The organism is Flavobacterium anseongense (assembly GCF_021608185.1).
GTDB lineage: Bacteria > Bacteroidota > Bacteroidia > Flavobacteriales > Flavobacteriaceae > Flavobacterium > Flavobacterium anseongense.
In genome coordinates, this window is the sequence record NZ_JAKIHN010000006.1 from 35,373 (window position 1) to 58,061 (window position 22,689).

Annotated in this window: 22 protein-coding genes; all 22 read left to right on the forward strand. The window is 33.3% G+C overall.

Annotation, left to right across the window (positions count from 1 at the left end):
• The first annotated feature begins 86 nt into the window (after window positions 1–86).
• Genes L1S35_RS09505 through L1S35_RS09610 form a run of 22 tightly spaced genes read left to right on the forward strand, consistent with a single transcriptional unit; the run spans window position 87 to window position 22,689 of the window.
• The gene (locus L1S35_RS09505) at window positions 87–956 is read left to right on the forward strand and encodes an ABC transporter permease (protein WP_236399940.1); all 870 of its coding nucleotides are present in this window, start codon (window positions 87–89) and stop codon (window positions 954–956) included.
• Window positions 956–2,239, forward strand: coding sequence for an ABC transporter ATP-binding protein (locus L1S35_RS09510; protein WP_236399943.1), 1,284 nt, complete (start codon window positions 956–958; stop codon window positions 2,237–2,239). The genes L1S35_RS09505 and L1S35_RS09510 overlap by 1 nt, the downstream gene beginning before the upstream one ends.
• A 3-nt stretch (window positions 2,240–2,242) precedes the next feature.
• Complete coding sequence (locus L1S35_RS09515) at window positions 2,243–3,205, forward strand: glycosyltransferase family 10 domain-containing protein (RefSeq protein ID WP_236399946.1); 963 nt, start codon at window positions 2,243–2,245, stop codon at window positions 3,203–3,205.
• Window positions 3,202–3,879, forward strand: a complete 678-nt coding sequence (locus L1S35_RS09520) for an FkbM family methyltransferase (RefSeq protein WP_236399951.1) — start codon at window positions 3,202–3,204, stop codon at window positions 3,877–3,879. Before L1S35_RS09515 ends, L1S35_RS09520 begins: the two co-directional genes overlap by 4 nt.
• 3 nt (window positions 3,880–3,882) lie before the next feature.
• A complete protein-coding gene (locus L1S35_RS09525; RefSeq protein WP_236399953.1) occupies window positions 3,883–4,701 on the forward strand; it encodes an alpha-1,2-fucosyltransferase in 819 nt (272 codons plus the stop codon).
• 3 nt (window positions 4,702–4,704) lie between these two features.
• Window positions 4,705–5,709, forward strand: coding sequence for a glycosyltransferase family 2 protein (locus L1S35_RS09530; protein WP_236399956.1), 1,005 nt, complete (start codon window positions 4,705–4,707; stop codon window positions 5,707–5,709).
• Between the two features lie 6 nt (window positions 5,710–5,715).
• Window positions 5,716–6,693, forward strand: coding sequence for a glycosyltransferase (locus L1S35_RS09535; protein WP_236399959.1), 978 nt, complete (start codon window positions 5,716–5,718; stop codon window positions 6,691–6,693).
• Window positions 6,681–7,589 carry a glycosyltransferase family 2 protein gene (locus L1S35_RS09540; protein ID WP_236399962.1) on the forward strand — a complete coding sequence of 303 codons (909 nt, stop codon included), beginning with the start codon at window positions 6,681–6,683 and terminating at the stop codon, window positions 7,587–7,589. Before L1S35_RS09535 ends, L1S35_RS09540 begins: the two co-directional genes overlap by 13 nt.
• Before the next feature lie 30 nt (window positions 7,590–7,619).
• Window positions 7,620–8,627 carry an N-acetylneuraminate synthase family protein gene (locus L1S35_RS09545; protein WP_236399965.1) on the forward strand — a complete coding sequence of 336 codons (1,008 nt, stop codon included), beginning with the start codon at window positions 7,620–7,622 and terminating at the stop codon, window positions 8,625–8,627.
• Window positions 8,624–9,784, forward strand: coding sequence for a UDP-N-acetylglucosamine 2-epimerase (gene neuC, locus L1S35_RS09550; protein ID WP_236399968.1), 1,161 nt, complete (start codon window positions 8,624–8,626; stop codon window positions 9,782–9,784). The genes L1S35_RS09545 and neuC overlap by 4 nt, the downstream gene beginning before the upstream one ends.
• On the forward strand, window positions 9,784–10,479 hold the full coding sequence (locus tag L1S35_RS09555) for an acylneuraminate cytidylyltransferase family protein (protein WP_236399971.1): 696 nt from the start codon (window positions 9,784–9,786) through the stop codon (window positions 10,477–10,479). Before neuC ends, L1S35_RS09555 begins: the two co-directional genes overlap by 1 nt.
• Window position 10,480: 1 nt before the next feature.
• A complete protein-coding gene (gene asnB, locus L1S35_RS09560; RefSeq protein WP_236399974.1) occupies window positions 10,481–12,175 on the forward strand; it encodes an asparagine synthase (glutamine-hydrolyzing) in 1,695 nt (564 codons plus the stop codon).
• A 1-nt stretch (window position 12,176) separates the two neighbouring features.
• Window positions 12,177–13,046 carry an FkbM family methyltransferase gene (locus L1S35_RS09565; protein ID WP_236399977.1) on the forward strand — a complete coding sequence of 290 codons (870 nt, stop codon included), beginning with the start codon at window positions 12,177–12,179 and terminating at the stop codon, window positions 13,044–13,046.
• On the forward strand, window positions 13,036–14,013 hold the full coding sequence (locus L1S35_RS09570) for a glycosyltransferase family 10 domain-containing protein (protein WP_236399979.1): 978 nt from the start codon (window positions 13,036–13,038) through the stop codon (window positions 14,011–14,013). The genes L1S35_RS09565 and L1S35_RS09570 overlap by 11 nt, the downstream gene beginning before the upstream one ends.
• Window positions 14,014–14,023: 10 nt before the next feature.
• Complete coding sequence (locus L1S35_RS09575; RefSeq protein WP_236399982.1) at window positions 14,024–15,424, forward strand: glycosyltransferase family protein; 1,401 nt, start codon at window positions 14,024–14,026, stop codon at window positions 15,422–15,424.
• The gene (locus L1S35_RS09580) at window positions 15,424–15,987 is read left to right on the forward strand and encodes a serine O-acetyltransferase (RefSeq protein ID WP_236399985.1); all 564 of its coding nucleotides are present in this window, start codon (window positions 15,424–15,426) and stop codon (window positions 15,985–15,987) included. Before L1S35_RS09575 ends, L1S35_RS09580 begins: the two co-directional genes overlap by 1 nt.
• Window position 15,988: 1 nt before the next feature.
• Window positions 15,989–17,140 (forward strand): glycosyltransferase family 4 protein, encoded by a 1,152-nt coding sequence (locus tag L1S35_RS09585; protein ID WP_236399987.1) that lies wholly within the window; start codon window positions 15,989–15,991, stop codon window positions 17,138–17,140.
• The gene (locus L1S35_RS09590; RefSeq protein WP_236399989.1) at window positions 17,140–18,681 is read left to right on the forward strand and encodes a glycosyltransferase family 2 protein; all 1,542 of its coding nucleotides are present in this window, start codon (window positions 17,140–17,142) and stop codon (window positions 18,679–18,681) included. The genes L1S35_RS09585 and L1S35_RS09590 overlap by 1 nt, the downstream gene beginning before the upstream one ends.
• Complete coding sequence (locus tag L1S35_RS09595) at window positions 18,678–19,670, forward strand: glycosyltransferase family 2 protein (protein WP_236399992.1); 993 nt, start codon at window positions 18,678–18,680, stop codon at window positions 19,668–19,670. Before L1S35_RS09590 ends, L1S35_RS09595 begins: the two co-directional genes overlap by 4 nt.
• A gap of 5 nt (window positions 19,671–19,675) precedes the next feature.
• Window positions 19,676–20,494, forward strand: a complete 819-nt coding sequence (locus tag L1S35_RS09600) for a class I SAM-dependent methyltransferase (protein ID WP_236399995.1) — start codon at window positions 19,676–19,678, stop codon at window positions 20,492–20,494.
• A gap of 6 nt (window positions 20,495–20,500) precedes the next feature.
• On the forward strand, window positions 20,501–21,619 hold the full coding sequence (locus L1S35_RS09605) for a glycosyltransferase (protein ID WP_236399998.1): 1,119 nt from the start codon (window positions 20,501–20,503) through the stop codon (window positions 21,617–21,619).
• A complete protein-coding gene (locus L1S35_RS09610) occupies window positions 21,616–22,689 on the forward strand; it encodes a glycosyltransferase (protein WP_236400001.1) in 1,074 nt (357 codons plus the stop codon). The genes L1S35_RS09605 and L1S35_RS09610 overlap by 4 nt, the downstream gene beginning before the upstream one ends.

A 22,689-nucleotide genomic window follows, 5' to 3' on the forward strand; every position in this document is an offset into this window, starting at 1 on the left:
TACCAAATAAATAAGGCTAATTCTTTTTATAGGGTGCTCTAATTTATATATTTGCAGGTGTTAACAATAAATCAATAAAAGTTGTAATGGAAAACAATAGTCAATCTCAGGATTGGGATTTGGTAATAAAAGGGCATACCTCGCTTTTTGATATTAAATTCAAAGATCTTTGGCATTATAGAGATTTATTGCTGCTTTTTGTAAAAAGAGATTTTGTAAGCTTTTATAAACAAACGATTCTGGGCCCTATGTGGTTCTTTATTCAGCCTATTTTTACTACCATAGTTTTTACTTTTGTTTTTGGAAATTTAGCCGGAATCAGTACTGATGGTTTACCACAATATCTTTTTTATTTATCTGGTATTACAGCTTGGGCGTATTTTGCAGATTGTTTAACTAAAACAAGTACCGTTTTTAGAGACAATGCTAACATCTTTGGGAAAGTTTATTTTCCAAGATTAATCATGCCATTGAGTATAGTAGTTAGTAATTTGGTTCGTTTTGGCGTCCAATTATTATTATTAATACTAGTGATGGTTTACTTTTATTTTTTCCCGGTTGAAGGAACCAGCTTTCATGTAACACTTGGTATTTTATTATTCCCAATTTTGGTTGTTTTGATGGCTTTACTTGGATTAGGATTAGGATTAATAATAACTGCAATAACCACTAAATATAGAGATTTAACCTTTTTAGTAACCTTTGGAGTGCAGTTGTTAATGTACGCTACAACGGTTATTTATCCGCTAAGTTATGCACGTGAAAAAGGCTATAATTCCATAGTTGAATTAAACCCAATGACAGGAATTATAGAAGCTTTCAGATATGGTTTTTTGGGTAAAGGAGAATTCACTTTATGGAGTCTCGGATATTCTACTTTAATGACCATTATTATATTATTTATCGGAATTGTAATCTTTAATAAAACCGAGAAAAACTTTGTTGATACCATCTAATGAGTAAGCCAATCATACACGTAGAAAATTTGTCAAAGGCTTATCAAATAGGCCAAATTGGTACCGGTACAATATCGCGCGATATTGAACGTTTTTGGTTAACAAAAGTTATGGGAAAGGAAGACCCTTTTTTAAAAATCGGAGAAACAAACGATAGAAGTTCAAAAGGAGAAAGCGACATCGTTTGGTCTTTAAAAGATATTAATTTCGAAATTAATCAAGGTGACGCCGTTGGGATAATTGGTAAAAATGGTGCCGGAAAAAGTACATTGCTTAAATTGCTTTCCAGAGTTACAAGTCCAACCACAGGCGAAATAAAAGTAAAAGGAAGAATTGCCAGTTTGCTCGAAGTTGGAACCGGTTTTCACCCCGAATTATCAGGCAGAGAAAATATTTATTTGAATGGCGCTATCCTAGGAATGCGCAAAAAGGAAATTACCCGTAAGCTTGATGAAATAATCGATTTTTCGGGAGTTGAAAGATATATTGATACACCAGTAAAAAGATATTCTTCCGGTATGTATGTTCGTTTAGCCTTTGCTGTAGCCGCACACCTTGAAAGTGAAATTCTGATAGTTGATGAGGTTTTGGCTGTAGGTGATGCTGAATTTCAAAAGAAATGTCTCGGTAAAATGGGCGATATCAGCAAAGGACAAGGAAGAACGGTTTTGTTTGTAAGTCATAATATGGCTGCAGTCAAAGGATTTTGCAAACAAGGGATATTGCTCGAGCACGGGATGATAAAAAGCATCGGAAAAATTGACGACGTTATTAGCGATTATACTTCTATAGAAAATTATGAAGACAGTGTTGTTTATTTAAATGAGCAAACGGATAGAAAAGGAAATAGAAATATGGAATTTATTTCTTTAGAAATTAAAAACCAAAACAATTTAAGTACTCAGGACTTCTCTATGGGTGATGATTTGAATATTACTTTCAAAATCAGAAACAACGCCAATGAATCTAAATCGGAAGTTGGCATCCAAATAAGATCTTCCGATGATATGCCTATCTTTCATATCATGCCAAGAGATTCCAATTATGAACTCATCCACACCCAGAAAGAGGAAGAATATTGCGTCACTATAAAAGATTTAAGACTTTTCCCCGGAATTTACAGCATTAATATTACCAGCAATAACACAACAGGTCACGAAATTTTTGATGCTATCGATAACATCATGACTTTTAAAATTGTCGATGGCGGTACTTATACTTCCAGAAATTTGCCAAGAGCCGCAGGACTTTTCTTTCTGAATCCAAGCTGGAAAAAATTATAGTTCATGAAAATTGTAAAATTATCTTTCGGTTATGATTTTCCCATATTCAGACAAACTCCAAAGTCATCCGGAGAATGGGGAAACTATAAGTTTGTTATAGATAATTCACTAAAAGAATGTGACTTTTGGGTAGTTTTTGGCGATTATAAATTTAATATCGAAAGTGTACAATGTAATCCTGAAAATATTATTTTTATTCCGGGTGAATGTTACGAAACCAGCACAAAATTTCTGCAGGAATTTTTAAATCAGTTCGGACTTATTATTACAGTTCAAAGAGAAATAAAGCACAGAAATTGTATCTATACTCATAATGCTAATCCGTGGTTTATCGGAAAAAGTTATGACGAATTAGTAGCATTAAATACACCCGAAAAAACAAGATTAATTTCGGTCGTGTCTTCCAATAAAGTGTTTACTGCCGGACACAAAAAACGACTTGATTTTGTTAAAAAACTAAAGAATCATTTTGGCGATCAGCTCGATGTTTTTGGTCGTGGTATAAAAGATTTTGATGATAAATGGGATGTGTTAGCCAATTATAAATATTCGATTGCCATTGAAAATGATAATTGTGATGATTGGGTTACCGAAAAGTTATTTGATTGTTTGTACGCGCATACATTGCCGTTTTATTATGGTTGCCCAAATTTAGATGACTATGTAAACAAAGAAGCTTATATTCGAATTGATATTAATAATTTTGAAGAAAGCGTAAAAATTATTGAAGAAGGAATCAAGAATAACGAGTTTGAAAAAAGACTTCCAATACTTAAAAAAGAAGCAAAAGAAAGTCTCAATACCGATAATTTCTTTCCTTTTATTACCAAGTTTTTAGATGATATGGATAGTACTTTGCCAAAAGAACAAATAATCATAAAAGCACCAAATTATTTTAAATTGTATGTAAAAATTAAACTCGGTTTTTTAAAACGCATCCAAAAACTGATAAACAAGAAGAAATGATCAAAAGATTAAAAAAAATCATTAAAAAATTAATCAACTACCAAGGCAAAAAGCTTAAGGGAAATGATTTGATACAATTTCAAAGAGTACAACCTTGGGTTACTGTCAAAGGTGACAGAACTTTGCGATTGGATTATGATTTGGATGCCGACTCAGTTGTTTTTGATGTTGGTGGTTATAAAGGTGAATTTGCTGCAGATATGGTCGAAAAATACAATCCAACCATTTACGTTTTCGAACCAATTAAGGACTTTTTCGAAATCATCAAAGGGAAATTCAGTGACAACAAAAAAGTAAAAGCATTCAATTATGGATTGTCAGGTAAAGATGAAGAAATGAATATCAGCCTTTCAGATAATTCATCTTCGGTATTTTTAGAAACAGAAAATTTCGAAACCATTCAGCTAAAATCGATTGTAAATTTTATTAAAAGCAATAACATTACCCAAATCGATTTGATAAAAATAAACATCGAAGGAGGAGAATACGAGCTATTGGAATCGTTAATAGAAAATAATTGTATCACTTATTTCAAAAACATACAGGTTCAGTTTCATGACTTTTTATTCGATAATGCCAAAGAAAGAATGAATAAAATTCAGGAAAGTCTTTCTAAAACTCATGAACTAACATACCAATATGAGTTTGTTTGGGAAAACTGGAAATTAAAATAAACAATGATTGTAACTAGAATTTATGGTGGATTAGGAAATCAATTGTTTCAATATGCAGTTGCAAAATCGCTGGCTATCGAAAAAAATCAAAAGTTTGCACTCGATATTTCGGGATTCGAAACCTATAAACTCCACAATTATTCTTTGCAGCATTTCAATATTCAAAGCAATTTCTACAAGAAACCCAATCGTTTTGTTGCCAAATTTCTAAAGACTTTTTTCAAATGCATAAAATATCGCGAAGCTGATTTTGGCTATAATTCAAATGTGTTTTCACTCGAGGGCGATTATATTTTTCTCGAAGGCTATTTTCAATCGGAAAAATATTTCCTGAAACATCAAAATGAAATCAGAAACGATTTTGAAATTATTGCTCCGTTAAAAGAAAAATCAAAAGCGGCACTTGCCCATATCGAAAGCGTTAATTCGGTTTCTATTCATATCAGAAGAGGCGACTTTTTAAATAATGAAAGACACAACACCGACAAAAGCAGCTATTACAAAGAAGCCATTGAACGTATAGAAAGTAGCGTTGAAAATCCGGTGTTTTTTGTGTTTTCGGATGATATAAATTGGTCTAAAGCCAATTTGTATACAAAGCACGAGACAAATTTTATCGATTTTAATGACGCATTAACTAACTTTGAGGATTTAAAGTTGATGTCAAGCTGCAAACACAATATTATTGCAAACAGTAGCTTTAGTTGGTGGGCAGCGTGGTTAAATAAAAACGAAAGCAAAATTGTTATTGCTCCAAAGAAATGGCTGAATGACAATACAAATACCAATGATATTATCCCCGAAACCTGGATAAAAATATAACCAATGAATTCTCCTCAGCTATCTGTATTGTTGCCGGTTTATAATTGTGAAAATTATATAAAAGACTGTATTGATAGTGTTTTAAATCAAACTTTCTCCGATTTTGAGCTGCTGATTATCGATGATAAATCAACTGATAGTACCGTTAAAATCATTCAGCAATTTAAGGACGACCGAATTAAACTCACCGTTAAAGAGAAAAATTCGGGCTATACAAATAGTTTAAACTGGGGAATTGATCAGGCGAAAGGGAAATACATTGCCCGAATGGATGGCGACGATATCTGCATGCTCAATCGTTTTGAAAGACAATTTAATTTCCTCGAATCCAATCCGGATGTAATTTTGTGCGGGACATCAATTCAGTTAATAGGTGCTACTGTAGAACACCGTCAACCGCCAACGCATGAGGAAATTATCGTCAAATTGTGTTTCGAAACTTGCTTTTTTCATCCAACCATAATGGGTCCAAAACAAACATTTGTCGAAAACAAATACGACAGCAGTTTTGAACCAGCCGAAGATTATGAACTATGGACACGCCTAGCATCCAAAGGCAAATTGGCAAACATCAGTGAAATATTGCTCGAATACAGAGTACATCTCAACCAGATTTCAAAAACCAAAAGCAATATACAATCAGATAATGCCTTTCAATGTAAATTGAGAATGTTAAGCAATTTGAATGTGCTGGATTCATTTACCAAAGAGCAAATAAAAATCACGCTCGATGAATATTCCAATTATACCAATGCAGATTGCAAAAATTCCTTGCGCTTTTTTGATTTTTTAGTTAAGAGGAATAAAGAAGTCCAATTTTTTGACCAAGAATTATTGATAGAAAAAGTGACAGCTAAAAGAATAAGTTTCCTAAAACGCTACTTTGAAAAAGGAAAAGGAAATCGGTTTGTAAAAATGTTATTTTTATTTAAAACTATATCTTTGAGTGATTTTATTAAAGTAACGGGAATCTCTAGAAAAATCCAAAGAAGAATTTCTTCAAAATAAAACTGTATGCGTCAAGGGGAAAATCCGGTAAAAAACAAATCAGAAAAAAATACGCTAAAACCGCATAGGGTTATAGTGGTTTTTTACATTCCCGATTCTGATGATGCTTATTTTAAAAATTTAGATGTTGTTCTCGACAAATGTCTGGAATCACTTAGCAAAACAATAAATTTTGAATCAACCAATATCACTTTACTCAACAACAATTCGAGTAAAAAGATTGATTTGGTTCTGGATAAATATAAAGACAACATTGATAAATACGTTTATTATTCAGAGAATAAAGGAAAAATATATGCTGTAATAAATGAAGTTCGCGGCGTTTTTGAACCTTTCGTAACCATTGCCGATGCTGATGTTTTATTTTACAGCGGTTGGGAAAAAGCGGTTTTCGAAATTTTTAATAAGATTCCAAAAGCCGGAGTTGTGAGTCCGATGCCGCTTCCTTATTTGGCCATTCATTTTAACCAAAGTGTGTTCGCGAATTCTCTTAAAGGTCAAATCAAGTATGACAAATATGTGGCTGATTACGACATCGATTTATACCTTGCCGGAACCAATCTGCCAAAACTAATCGATAGAAAAACCAAATACAATTGGAAAGAAAAACAGTTTGTTTTAGACCAAAATAATTGTATTTCAGTTGTTGGAGCTTATCACGTAATTTCTACTTACAGAACAGAGCAGTTTAGAAATATTTATACTTTTCCCGAGATCAAATTCAAGAATTCGTATGAAAATTATTTTATAGATTCTTTGGCAGATGTAAAAGGGTTATACCGCCTTTCAACGATTAAAACCTTCGCGTATCACATGGGAAACAATACAGATGAAGTGGTTTTAAATCATTCTTATGATGATTCCAAAAAAATAGATTCGGCTTTTTTCAAAAGTATTGAACCATATAAAAAGCAAAATGCTTTAGCCATCTTTATTAAACGAATAATGGGTAGAATTTTTATCAAGTTTCTATGGAACAAATAAAAACTGCCATCTTAATTTCAACCAAAAATCGTTGTGATGATTTGCTTTTTACGCTCAATGCAACCAAACATTTATTCAATGAAAATGTAAGTTGTGTAGTGTATGATGACGGTTCAACCGATGGCACTTTCGAGCAAATCAAAACCAATTTTCCCGAAGTTATTTTACATCGAAACGAAGTCTCAAAAGGCTATATCTTTTGCAGAAATAAAATGTTAAACGAAACAACTGCTGATTTTGCCATTTCGTTAGATGATGATGCGCAGATTCTAAATGAAAATCCAATACAGATTATTACTGATTACTTTTCCAATACTCCAAGCTGTGGAGTAATCGCCACCAGAATTTTTTGGGGAAAAGACAAACCTGAAAACAGTTCAACAGCCGAAATTGCCCAAAAAGTTAAAAGTTATGTAGGCTGTGGACACATTTGGCGAATGAATGCTTGGCGCGATATTCCTAATTATGCCGAATGGTTTGGGTTTTATGGCGAAGAGAATTTTGCTTCTCTTCAATTATTCAAAAAGAAATGGGAAGTTCATTATGTGCCCGAATTATTGGTTCAGCATCGCGTTGATTTAAAAAACAGAACACAAACCAACCAGGATTTTACCTTTCGTTACAGAAGGTCATTGCGTGCCGATTGGTATAATTATTTTCTCTTTTTTCCACTTTCAAAAATTCCAAGAAAGTTGGCCTATTCTATTTGGATGCAATGCAAAAGCAAGATTTTTAAAGGAAATTTTAAAGTCGTTTCGCCTTTATTTAGGGCAATTTTTGATTTGATTTTTGCCATTCCAAAATTGATTTCTAATAGAAATGGGTTAACTTCTGAAGAATATAGCAATTACCTCAAATTAAACGAAGCAAAAATATATTGGAAACCAGAAAAATAGTTATTTTTACTTCCATTTCAATATATTTTGATGAATAATAAACCCTATTTAATAGCCGAAATTGCGCAAGCTCATGATGGAAGTTTGGGAATTCTCCATTCGTATATCGATGCCGTTGCCAAAACCGGTGTTCAGGCTATTAAATTTCAGATGCATATAGCCGAAGCAGAAAGTAGTATTCATGAACCTTTTCGCATAAAATTTTCCAAAGAAGACGCCACGCGTTTTGATTATTGGAAACGAATGGAATTTACACTAGAACAATGGAAAGAAATCAAGAAACATTGTAATGAAGTAGGTTTAGATTTCATTTGTTCGGCATTCAGCAATCTTGCCGTTGATTGGCTCGAAGAAGTTGGTGTTCACACCTATAAAATAGGTTCGGGAGAAGTAAATAATTTACTGCTGTTGGAAAAAATCGCAGCAACCGGTAAACCTATTATCATTTCTTCTGGCATGAGCAGCTTTGCCGAATTAGATGAAACGGTTACTTTTCTGAAAAGTAAAAACGCCAAATTTTCCATACTGCAATGCACGACAGCCTATCCAACAAAGCCCGAACAATATGGTTTGAATGTCATCAATGAATTGAAAGAACGTTATCAGGTTTCAACCGGTTTTTCAGATCATTCAGCAAAGATTTCCACGGGAATTGCAGCTGTCGCACTTGGTGCTGAATTATTAGAATTTCATGTAGTATTCCATCGTGACCTTTTTGGTCCGGACGCCATCGCATCGTTAACCATAGAAGAAACAAAACTGTTGGCGGAAGCTGTAAATGATATTCATTTGGCTAATCAAAATCCAATCAATAAAAACAATAATGATGCTTTCAATGAACTAAAATCTATCTTTGAGAAATCATTAGCTATCAATAAAGATTTGCCAACTGGACATGTAATTACTTTTGATGATTTAGAAACTAAAAAGCCAAAAGGTTTCGGTATTTCAGCTCAGAATTTTAAAGAAGTTATTGGCAGAAAATTGAAAAACAATAAATCCAAATGGGATTTTTTGAATGAAGAAGATTTAGCATGAGTACAACAAGAAAAATAGCTGTTGTTATTACAGCCCGACCATCATACAGCCGTGTAAAAACAGTTTTGACAGCCATTAAAAAGCATCCGGAATTGGAGTTGCAACTCATCGTAGCGGCATCGGCTTTATTAGACAGATATGGAAGTGCCGTTAATTATATTGAAAAGGATGGCTTTGAAATAGCCGCCAAAGTTTTCAATGTTTTGGAAGGCGAAAACCTAACAGCTGCAGCCAAAACTACCGGAATTGGAATACTTGAATTGTCGACAGTTTTTGATAATCTTCGACCTGACATTGTAGTGACTGTTGCCGATAGATTTGAAACGATGGCAACCGCAATTTCTGCTTCTTATATGAATATTCCGTTAGCTCACATTCAAGGCGGCGAAGTAACCGGAAATATAGACGAGAAAGTCAGACATTCCATAACAAAATTGGCTGATTATCATTTTGTGGCTTCCGAAAATGCCAAGCAAAGGGTAATCCAATTGGGTGAAAATCCGGCTATGGTTTTTAATACAGGCTGTCCATCCATCGATATCGCACAGGAAGTTGCTAAAAACACAAAGCTCACTTTTAATCCGTATGAAAAATATGGTGGCGTTGGTTCGCAACCTAATTTAGATAACGGTTATCTTGTAGTGATGCAGCATCCGGTTACGAATGAATATCAAGACTCAAGAAAACATATCGAAGCTACGTTACGCGCAATTCAAAAAATTGACAAGCCAACGCTTTGGTTTTGGCCAAATGTTGATGCAGGTGCCGATGGAACTTCATCCGGAATTCGTTCTTTCAGAGAAAATTACAAAATGGAAAATGTTCATTTTTTCAAAAATATGGAAGGAGACGATTTCTTAAATCTATTGCATAATTCCTTGTGTTTGATAGGAAATTCAAGTGTTGGAATTCGTGAATGTGCGTATCTTGGCGTTCCGGTTGTAAATATTGGCTCCAGACAAAATCGCCGTGACAGAGGGAATAATGTTCTTGATGTTACTTATGATGAAAATGATATTATTACTGCGGTCACTGAAATTTTAGAAAAAAATACCCGTGCCACTTCACAAGTTTATGGTGGCGGTGATGCCGGTGAAAAAATAGCTAGATTGTTAAAAGAACTTCCTTTACAATTTCACAAAACAATAACGTATTAATGAGAATTCTTGGTCTGATACCAGCTCGTGGTGGTTCTAAAGGTATTCCAAAAAAGAATATCAAACTTTTGGGAAAAATGCCTCTGATTGAATATACCTTACATTCTGCAAAGGATTCCAAACTTTTGACGGAGATAGTTGTTTCAACAGACGATGAAGAAATAGCAATAGCAGCAGAAATAACAGGTTTTAAACCTCCATTTATAAGACCAGCCGAATTTTCACAGGATACGTCAACTTCGCTTGAAGTTGTTCAGCATGCGGTTGCATTTTTTGAATCACAGCATATTTTTTTTGATGCGGTTTGCCTTCTGCAACCAACTACGCCGTTTAGAGAAAAAGGCAGCGTTGATATCGCCATTCAAAAATTCATCGATACAAATGCCGATTGTTTGATAAGTGTTTTGCAAATTCCACATGAATTCAATCCACATTGGGCATTCGAAGAAAGTGAAAACGGACTGCTGAAAATTGCCACTGGTGAAGAGCAAATAATTTCGAGAAGACAGGATTTGCCAAAAGCTTTTCACCGCGACGGTTCAATATACATTACTAAAACTTCAGTGATTAAAAATGGATCACTTTACGGAAAATCTATCGCATATTTAGAAAGCAATCCCCAATATCATGTCAATATTGATACGATGAAAGATTGGGAAACTGCCGAACGATTACTCACTCAAATCAATTTGTAAGATGTGTGGTATCGTTGGAATCATAGGTCAGAAAGCTACTAAAACCAGCATTTCACGAATGTTGGAAGCACAAAAACATCGTGGACCGGATTTTATGGATTTTTATTGTGAAGAAAGCAAAATAGCTTTAGGCCACAACCGATTGAGCATTATTGATTTATCAAGCGATGCTAATCAGCCGTTTACCAGCGATTGTGGTAATTTCATTTTGATTTTTAATGGTGAAATTTATAATTATATCGAGTTGCGAAATGAGCTTCAAAGTAAGCATCATTTCAGAACCCAATCAGATACCGAAGTTTTGTTAAAGGCCTATATAGAATGGGGTGAAAGTTGTCTGGAAAAATGCAATGGGATGTTTTCTTTTGCCATTTGGGACAAACATCAGCAACAGTTATTTGCCGCTCGCGACCGATTTGGCGTAAAGCCTTTTTATTATTTTATTGATAACGAAGCATTTTGTTTTGCTTCCGAAATTAATTCCATTCATGCAAATGGAATTGCCAAAAAGCCAAATGATAAAGTATGGTTGAACTTTTTTTCTGAAGGAAGTTATGGTTTGCCCAATGAGACTTTTTGGCAAAACGTACATCAATTGCCCGGTGGACATTTTTTGACTTATAAAAACAATTCGCTTCAGGTTAAGAAATGGTATTCTTTTGAAGATAAAATTTCAAAATTGCAATCTCATTTCCATCAAAACGAGGAAGAATACATCACTAATCTACTTTTAAAAGCTATCAACCTTCGTTTCAGAGCTGATGTACCGGTAGGTTTTAATCTTAGCGGCGGATTAGATTCGAGCACATTATTAGCACTAATTGACCAACAGGATATTGATAAAACAGCAGTTGAAGCTTTTACATTTATAACCAATGATGATCGTTATGATGAGTTAACTTGGGTAAAATCGATGTTGGAAAACAGGCCATTCCATTTGAGTATTTGTCCACTTGCCGCTAATGAAGTTCCTGAACTTTCGTTGAAAATCTCTCAAAATCAAAGTGAACCTTATGGCGGAATTCCAACCATAGCGTATTCCAAAATATTTCAGACTGCAAGACAAAAAGGAGTGAAGGTATTGCTCGATGGTCAAGGTTCAGATGAAGCTTGGGCAGGTTATGATTATTACACTAATAATTCTCAAAATATCATTCAGGGCGTTACAAAATCGCCTTTCAGAACCAATGTTCTCGATGTCGATTTTGCTAAAAATTATGCCAAAACAGTTTATCCAAAACCATTTGATGATGCTTTACTAAATCTGCAATACCGCGATTTGTTTTATACTAAAATTCCACGAGCACTGCGCTTTAACGATAGAGTTTCTATGTTACACGGAACAGAATTGCGTGAGCCTTTTTTAGATTATGAATTGGTGGAATACGTTTTCAGCAGACCAAAAGAATTTAAGTTAAAAGATGGTGTTCAAAAATGGATGCTGCGAAAAATAGCTGAAAAGTTTCTGCAAAAAGACTTAGTTTTAGCACCCAAACGTCCTTTGCAAACACCACAAAGAGAATGGCTTTCGGAAGATTTGAAAGATTGGGTTAAAGCCGAAATTGAATTGTTATATCAAAATAATTGGTTTGACAAAGCAGCATTGCAATCAGAATTAGACTTGTTTTTTAAAGGCGACAATCAGAGTAGTTTTCATATTTGGCAATGGATTAATGCCGCACAATTATTAAAATAAAATGCAAAAATTATTTCACTTACATAGGTTAGATGCAGCCAACAGAAATTTAGTTTTAAAATATCTGTTTAAAAGAGTTGTTGGTATGAAAACCACTGAGCAGGAAAGACTGGTAAACGAATACTATTTTCATTTAATTTCCTTTAATGGATTTTTTAAAACAGAAAATGAAAAAGAGTACATATCAAATTATCCGAATTTTGGCGTTACCATCAAACTCAGAAAAAGACCATCAAGCGATTTAAATGTATTTGCTCAAATCTATCAATATGATGAATACAAGCCGTTAGTTGCTGTTTTTAAAAAGAATTTTCCGGATGATTTAAGTTTAAATATTATTGATGCCGGATGTAATATTGGGCTAACATCGGTTTATCTGTCAAAATATTTTCCAAATTCTAACTTTATAATTATTGAACCTGATAGCTCAAATTTTGAAAGTATTGGTGATAATTTTGAAATGAATGACATCACTACTGCCATAAAAATAAAAGGCGGATTATGGAGTAAAAACACCAATCTGAAACTGGTTAACGATTTCAGAGACCAGAACGATTGGTCTTATCGTGTAGAAGAAACCAATGAAGAAACCGATTTAAAGGCTTATTCGATTCCGTTTTTGATGAAAGAATATAATTTTGATGTTGTCGATATTTTGAAAATAGACATTGAAGGTTCTGAAAAAGAGCTTTTTAGCAATGGCGATATTTCTTTCCTTGAAAAGACAAAATGTGTTGCCATTGAAATACACGATGAGTTTGACTGCAGAGAAATGATTTATGCTATTTTGAAAAAGTATAACTTTGAGTACTTTGAAACCGGAGATTTGACCATTGGAATCAATCAAAATTTAATAAAAGATGGTAATTAGAATAGAAAGATATTTTAAAAGTTTTGACCTAAAAAAGCAAACACCAAAGGGTTCCATGCAATGGGGAGATTATACTTTTTCGGATGATGCGGAAGAGTGTGATTATTTGGTGGTTTTAGATTATCCAAAAGAAGATTTTTCAGTTAAAGTAAACAGAGATAATATCATTCATCTTTGTATAGAACCGCCAAACGAAGTTTCTAAATACAGACACTACGCTAATAAAAATGTATCGAAAATTTTTAACACAGTCGATATAAAGAAAAACAATTTCCTTACGCATTGTGCGCTTCCGTGGCATGTGAATAAGGATTATGATTTTTTAAGTTCACTAAAAGTTGAAGATTTAAAAAAAGAAGATAAAATTGTTTGGGTAACCAGCAATCAAAGAACATCTAAAATACACAATGTTAGAATGGATTATTTGGATAAAATTAGTGCCTTGCAATTGTCATTTGTAGGTCTTTACGGAAGAGGAATTAATCCAATTGATGATAAATGGGATGTTATGAGTACGGCAAAATATGCCATTGCTTTTGAAAATTATAAAAACGATTATTACTGGACAGAAAAAATCATGGACTGCTATTTAAGTTATTCCATGCCAATTTACTTTGGATGTAATTTAATTGATAATTTCTTTCCGAAAGATTCCTATATTCAATTAGACCCAAACGATAAGCATGTCGATTTATTTTTAAAAGAAATTGTTGCTTCTAAAAAATGGGAAAATAATCTTGACGGAATTACTAAAGCGCGTGAATTAATTTTAAAAGAGTACCAATTATTTCCCTTTTTATACAATCATATAAAAGCATTGGAATCTTCTAAAGGACATTACCAATCCTCGGTTAAGGAATTGGTTTCTTTTAAAGGCGGCAATGACTATTTTGATAATTTTCCGTTTAGTGTTACTGTTGAAAAAGAGTTAGCCAAATACAAAAGCAAGATTAAAAGAATGATTTAATTGAATAGCAATGCAAAACAAAAAAGTTTTCATTTTACTTCCTGATGGCGTTGGCCTTCGAAACTTTGCCTTTACTAATTTTCATCAATTGGGTATTGACAATGGTTTTGAAATTACTTTTTGGAATGCTACTCTTTTCGATCTAACCAAATTAGGGATTAAGGAAATAAAGATTGTCAATCCAAAAACGCATCCCATTACCGATTTTTTGAAAAACGCACAAATTCAAATTGAATTAAGCCAAAACATAAAGAAATCAAAAGATAGAGTTTATGATTCATATCGCTTTCCGTTTTCTTACAAAGGAATCAAAAACGCACTAAAATCGCTGGTAGTTCAATGGTTTATCTTTTGGAATAATTCAGCAAGCGGATTAAAAAAAGTTCGAAAAAAAATTGCTGAAAACGAACGAAAAACCAAATTGTATTTCGATAGTTTAGCCACACTTCAGGCAGAAAATCCGGCAATGGTTTTTTGTACCAATCAAAGAATCACTTCGGCTGTTGCATGTATTTTGGCAGCTCAGGATTTAGGAATACCAACAGCAACATTTATTTTTTCATGGGATAATTTACCAAAAGGAACTAAAATAGTTGAAACCGATTATTATTTTGTTTGGAGTGAACACATGAAAAAGGAACTTCAGTATTACTATCCGAATGTAGTAGAAAATCAAATTATAGTTGCCGGAACTCCACAATTTATAACACATTTTGACAAAACGATTGTAGAATCAAAAGAAACTTTTTATAAAGAACATGATTTAGACTTAAATAAGAAATACATATGTTTTTCGGGTGATGATGTGACAACTTCACCTAATGATCCAAAGTATTTATCCGACGTTGTTGCAGCCGTAAAGCATTTAAATGCAAATGGTAATCAGCTCGGTATATTATTTCGTCGTTGTCCGGTAGACTTTTCCAATCGGTTTGAATCGGTTTTGAATGAAAATAAAGATTTAATAACCAGTTTAAATCCAAAATGGGAACAAATTGGAGAAGGTTGGAATACCATTTTACCGACTAAAGAAGATTTAGTACTGCAAATGAATACTATCTTTCATTCGGAATTAGTTGTAAATTTGGGCTCATCAATGGTTTTTGACTTTGTGGCTTTTAATAAACCTTGTTGTTTTATCAATTATGATGTGCCAAATGCGCAGTTTCCGGATTGGTCTGTGAAAAAAATATATAACTTTATTCATTTCAGATCAATGCCTTCAAAGGAATCCGTGTTTTGGATAAACAGTCCAAATGAGATAGCACAGATTATAGAAAGAACACTGAATAATGATGCCAATGCAATAGTTGCCAATGCACAACAATGGTTTGAAAAAATTAACCAACATCCGCCACAATTAGCTTCCGAAAGAATCTGGAGTGCCATAGGCAAAATATGTAAAAAGTAATGCTGAAAGACTATATTCTATCCGATTATAAACGTTGTGGTATCCAAAAGATTTCCATCGGAGTCTTATTTTCTACATTTTATCTGCAACCCAATCCTGGATTGAAATTCATGACTATTTTTCGTTTGACCCAACATTACAGAAGGAAAAACAGAATGTTGTTTTATTTTTTCTTTTTGTGGCTGAGAAGATTAAAAGTTAAGTATGGTTTTGATATTTCGTACCGAACTCAAATCGGAAAAGGATTATATATTGGTCATTTTGGAAATATTGTCATTCATGGTGATACGGTTATTGGCGAAAATTGTAATATCTCGCAGGGAATGACTATCGGCGTTAGCAATTATGGTGAAAAAAAAGGAGTTCCAACTATTGGAAATCGTGTTTTTATTGGTCCAAATGCCGGTGTTTTCGGCAATATTACGATTGGGAATAATGTAACTATAGGCGCAAATGCAGTCGTAACCGAAAGTGTAGCTGACAGGAAAACTATTCTGCCTTCAAAAATGACCGTTTTAGATAAAGATTTATCACCTTATTATATTCATAACAGTTCCAATTAAGATGAGAATTGCTTTTCTAACATCGGAATTTCCTCATCCAAAATTGGGTTCGTCAGGCGGAATTGGGACAAGTATTTTGAATCTTTCCAGTGGATTAATTAGCGCCGGACATGAAGTAACTATCTTAATTTATGGCCAAAAAGAAGATGACTTTTTTGTAGAAAATAATATCTCTTTTTACCAAATTAAAAACATAAAAGTAAAAGGATTATCACGATTATTGACTCAAAAAAAAATTGAAAAACTAATCAATTCGCTGGTTAAAAAAAATAAAGTAGACATTGTAGAAGCGCCTGATTGGACAGGAATTACGTCAAATATAAAACCAAAATGCCCAATCATTATCCGGCTCAATGGTTCAGATACTTATTTTTGCCATTTGGATAATCGCCCGGTAAAATTTTGGAATAAATTTCATGAAAAACGAGCCTTGCAAAATGCCAATGCGTTACTTTCTGTTAGTCAATACACAGCAGATTTAACTAAAGAATTATTTTCTTTGGAACGCGATTTTACTATTATTCCAAACAGTATTGATATTAATAAGTTTTCAACGGAAAGTATAACTATAGTTGAAGAGAATACTATTCTATATTTTGGAACTTTGATTAGAAAAAAAGGACTTTTAGAATTGCCCTTGATTTTTAACGAAGTGTATAAGCAAAACAATGCCGCCAAATTAATTTTGATTGGTCGTGATTCTGCTGATATTATTTCTGGAAATGTTTCCACTTGGGCGATGATGCAATCTTTATTTGATGAAAATGCTTTGCGAAATGTGAATTATATTGGCAGTGTTGCTTATGACGAGATTAAGGAGCATATTACTTCCGCTGCTGTTTGTGTTTTTCCAACCTTTGCCGAAGCATTACCCGTTTCTTGGATAGAAGCCATGGCGATGAAGAAAGCAGTTGTCGCTTCCGATATTGGTTGGGCAATCGAAGTTATTGATGATGAAGTAAATGGGTTTTTAGTGCATCCAAAAAATCACAAAATGTATGCGGATAAAATTTTAGAATTGCTTGAAAATACTGAATTAAGAAACCAATTTGGTATCGAAGCCAGAAAGAAAATAGAAGAAAAATTTAGCATCGAAGTCGTTGCCAAACAAAGCGCTGATTTTTATCAAAAAGTAATTAATAATATGATTTAATGATTGTATTTTATCATAACAAATCAAAAATCTCTGAAATTGTTTCAACTGAAGCAATCGATTTTTCGAATGATATCAATCGAAATGTTGTTGCTGTGTTACTTGATTTTGCTCAAAAATTCAAAGATGAAATAATCGTTTGGTGTCATGAAAGTGAGAAGAGCAATCTCAATATTACTGAAATAGCTCAACTATTTCATCATAAAAAAATGCTGCTTTCTTATAATCCCGAAACTGATTATTTTGATAGAAGATTGGGTTATATTGAAGACTCACCTTATATCAAGATAAATAAAGAAGTACGATATGCAAGTTGGCAAATGAGTAGTAGGGTTGGAGCAGTTCACGCTTCGGTTTTAAATGCCTGTAAAAATGATTTATACGCTAAAGATAATTTCGATTATTTCCTGAATTCGTTTGCACGAAGAGCAATGCTCTTTGGTTTGTTATGCTATTCTGAACCGAAGTTACTGTTGCAAAATAAAGTTTCTGAATTCAATAATGAATCAAGCCTTCAGGAACTTTTTAAATTTACGAAACAGCATTATAAAGCGCGATGGGTTTTTCTATTGTTTTTCAACTTACTGCTTTTTGAAAAGAAGTTTTCGTTACTTCCATTCTTAAGTTCATTATGCTATAAAAGAAGAAAGCTCGATTCGAAACTGTTAAATCAAATTCCATTAGAATCAAATAAAAAGATTGTCGAACAAGGAACGATTGATGTTTTGATTCCAACTATCGGCCGAAAAGACTATTTATTTAATGTTCTCAATAATTTAGCAGCACAAACTTTTTTACCAAAAAATGTCATCGTAATTGAGCAAAATCCGGATATGAACAGTACTTCTGATTTGGATTTTATTCAAAATAAAAAATGGCCATTTGTCATAAAACAACATTTTACGCATCAAACCGGAGCTTGTAATGCCAGAAACATTGGTTTGTTGATGATAGAAAGCGAGTTTACCTTCATGGCTGATGACGATATTATTTTTGAAAATGATTTACTCGAAATTGCCATGAAAACATTTCAAACTATAGGAAATGAAGTGTTTTTAGTTGCTTGCCATTTAAAAGAACAAACTGTTATACCACAATTGCCGATGCAGTTCCCGGTTTTTGGTGCAGGACATGCCTTTGTAAAATCCTCTTGTATTAAAGGATTGAAGTTTAATATGGGATTTGAATTTGGTTTTGGAGAAGATGCCGATTTCGGAATGCAATTGAGGAACAAAGGATTTGATATTTTATATATCTCTACCACAACTATTCTGCACTTGAAAGCACCAATTGGAGGTTTTAGAACCAAACCGATTTTGGGATGGCAGCATGATGAAATACAACCAAAGCCATCGCCAACGGTTATGTTGTATAGATTGATGTATGATACAAAAGAGCAAATACAGAACTATAAATCAATGATTTTTATAAAAAATTTGAATAGCAGTTTTTTGAAAAACCCATTCAAATACATAAAAACATTCAGGCAAAAATGGAACAGAAGCGTATATTGGGCAACTGAATTAAAAAAACGAGCATGAATTTTACACTAATCATTTGTACATATATGCGCCCAAATCCGTTACTGACATTATTAAATTCAGTAAAGGAGCAAACGCTTTATCCGAACGAAATTTTAATAATTGATGGTTCGACTAATGATGAAACGGGAACAATTTTAGAAAGCAATAAATTTCAAAATTTGCGCTATTTTAAGGTTCCGCCAGAGCATAGAGGTTTAACCAAGCAAAGAAATTTTGGCGTTTCAAAAGTGGCAAACGATACAGAAGTTGTTTGTTTTTTGGATGATGATACGGTTTTGGCACCCAACTATTTTGAAGAAATCATAAGAGCTTATGGTGTTTTTCCAGATGCTCTTGGTGTTGGAGGATATATAAACAACGAATCAAAATGGGAAAAAGTAACCGAAGATTATGTTCCAACAATTAAAGAGTTTGCCTATGATGGTTGGAAACAAAAAGATGGAAGTCGGTTTGTGTTACGAAAAAGATTTGGACTGGATAGCGATACGAAACCTGGGTTTTTACCTGAGTTCTCTAATGGAAGAAGTGTTAGTTTTTTACCACCATCAGGCAAAATTTACGAAGTAGAGCAATTAATGGGAGGCGTTTCTTCTTTCAAAAAATCAGTCTTTGACAAGTTTACATTTTCTACTTATTTTGAAGGATATGGCCTATATGAAGATGCCGATTTTACGCTTCGACTTTCCAAAACGGGCAAACTATATGTCAATACCAATGCGCAATTAGGCCACTTTCACGATCAATCAGGTAGGCCTAATAAATATCAATATGGCAAAATGGTAGTAAGAAATGGCTGGTATGTTTGGCGGGTTAAATATCCAAATCCTTCGTTAAAAGCTAAATTTAAATGGCATGCCATAGTATTATTGTTGACTTTTATAAGATTTAGCAATATATTTACAACCAACAAAAGACAAGAAGCATTTACCGAATTTAGTGGAAGAGTAACCGGATGGCTTTCATTATTCATAAACAAACCTTTATAAGAAAGATGAAGACTCAGGAAGAAATTATTGAAATCAATAAAAAACAAAAAGATTTTTATAATTATAAAAGTGATAGAAAAAACCTGCCAACCAAAATTTGGTATTATTTCAGAGAGAAAACATTAAAAAAAATCAGAAAAGATATAGGGATTCTGAGCGAATCTTATGAAATACACAAAACCTGGTTTGGCGATTTATCTAATAAAAAAGTATTGGATTTAGGCTGTTACGCCGGTAATCACTGGAGTTTGTATATGGCTGAACACAGCAAGGAATTTATTGGACTTGATTTGAGTGATATTGCCATAGCAAGACTTGCCGAAAGAATCAAACCCTATCCAAATGCTAAAGCTGTTTCCGCTGATTTTCTCTCGGAAACCGATTTTCCGGATAAAGATTTTGACATCATTTATGCCTATGGAGTTTTGCATCATTTTCAAAATCCGGATGTTTTAATAGCTAAACTTGATGAAAAATTAGCACCGGGTGGTGTTATTATAAGTTATGATCCTTTAGAAACCAGTTTACCAATAAAAATTATGAGGGTTATGTATCGACCGTTTCAATCGGATAAAGATTGGGAATGGCCATTTACTAAAAAAACGTATTTTAAATTTGCCAAAACATTTAATATAGTTGAGCGTCACGGACTTTTAGGTAAGGCCAAATGGTATTTTGTAATGAATTTTATTCCTTTTTTATCTGAAGAAAAAAAACAAAGCATAGGAAAAAAATGGCATAAGAAAGATTGGGATTTGTCGGCTAAATCAGATAGTCATTTGTTCAAATGTATGCATGTGACCATGTTAATGCAAAAAAAATAAATAGCGATGAAGTTTGCCATAATAACTCATGTCATTCATGGTAAAGAATTGGGAAACTATTATGGCTATGAACCTTACGTTCGCGAAATGAATTTATGGATAAAGAACGTTTCCGAAGTCTTACTGGTTGCGCCTTTACATACTACTTCCAAAAGTCCGATACAAGAGTTTTATCGGCATGATAAAATAAACTTTGTTCCTGTTGCTAATTTTGACATTTCCGGTTTTAAAAATATTTTGCATTCTTTGGCAGTCATGCCTTCAATAGTATGGAAAATATACCAAACTATGAAAAAAGCCGACCACATTCATTTGCGTTGTCCCGGAAATATTGGTTTGTTAGGTTGTTTGGTTCAAATACTTTTCCCTTCTAAACCTAAAACCGCAAAATATGCAGGCAATTGGGATTCAAATGCAAATCAGCCTTTGAGTTATCGCATTCAAAAATGGATTTTGAGCAACACGTTTTTAACCAAAAACATGCAGGTTTTAGTCTATGGCGAATGGGAAAACAGCACAAAAAACATCAAACCTTTTTTCACAGCAAGTTATTTTGAAAAGGATAAAATAGAAGTAAAACCCAGAAATTTAGAGGGAAAGATTTCATTCCTCTTTGTTGGAACACTTTCCAATGGAAAACAGCCTTTGTATGCGATTCAGTTGGTTGAAAAACTTTACAACAATGGCAATAATATACAATTAACACTCTATGGAGAAGGAAATGAAAGAGCCATACTTGAATCTTATATCGCTGAAAATAAATTAGAAAATGTTATTTTTCTTAAAGGCAATCAAAATCAGGAAACGATTAAAAAGGCTTATTTAGAAAATCATTTTGTAGTTTTACCATCCCTGAGCGAAGGTTGGCCAAAAGTGGTAGCCGAAGGAATGTTTTGGGGATGTTTGCCCATAGCTTCAAAAGTTTCCTGCGTTCCGAATATGCTCGAAAATAGTAAAAGAGGCATCTTGCTCGATTTGAAATTGGATCAAGATGTTCAAAGCATTCAATCAATTTTAAAGGATAATAATTTGTATCAGGATAAAGTGAATAAAGCAATTCAATGGTCAAGACAGTTTACTATGGATGTTTTTGAAAATGAAATTAAACTGCTTTTAAAATCATGAGAATAGTTCAGATTATAGATTCATTAGAAATTGGCGGTGCCGAAAAAATGGCAATTAATTATGCCAATGCGTTATCAGTCAGAAATGAGTTTTCAGGGCTGGTCGCCACTAGAGCTGAAGGAAAATTAAAAAATCAGTTGAACAATTCGGTTCCCTATCTTTTCTTAAAGAAAAAGTCAACCTTAGATTTTGGAGCTGTTTTCAGATTAAGGAAATATTGCAAAAAAAATCGAGTTGAATTTCTCCAGCCACACAGCAGTTCTTATTTCACAGCATTAATGGTTAAATTCGTTTATCCAAAAGTTAAGATAATCTGGCATGACCACAATGGTTTGAGTGAATTTATTAGCTCTGAAAAATCGCTTGTATTAAAGATAGCTTCCTTTTTTTTCAAGGGTATTATTGTCGTAAATTATAAACTTAAAGAATGGGCAGAAAAAGAGTTGAATTGTAAAAAAGTAATTTATTTGCCTAATTTTACGACTATTGATAATTCGACAAGTGCCGAAACTATATTAAAAGGACAATCGGGAAAACGGATTTTATGTCTGGCTAATTTACGAGACCAAAAGAATCATTTTTTGTTGCTCGAAGTTGCTGAAAAATTGAAGCAATCTCATACAGATTGGACGTTTCATTTAGTAGGAAAAGATTTTGAAGATGATTATTCAGCAAAGTTAAAAGCTGCAATTGTAAATAAGAATTTAGAAGAAAATGTTTTTATATACGGTTCGAAAAGCGACATTAAAAACATTATAGATCAATCAGACATAGCAATTTTAACTTCAAAATCGGAAGGTTTGCCCATAGCTTTAATTGAATATGGGCTTTCGAAAAAACCCGTAGTTTCGACAAAGGTTGGAGAAATACCTTTAATTATAAAAGATGAAATAAATGGGTTTATTATTGATGCAAGTGATGCTGATTTGTTTTATCAAAGATTATTGAAATTTATAGCTGAAGATGATTTGCGAATTCAAATGGGTAACTCACTTTATCAAACTGTTATTGAAAATAATTCAGAAGAAGGCGTTATTGCTAAATATTCAAACTGGATTTTAAGTCTATAA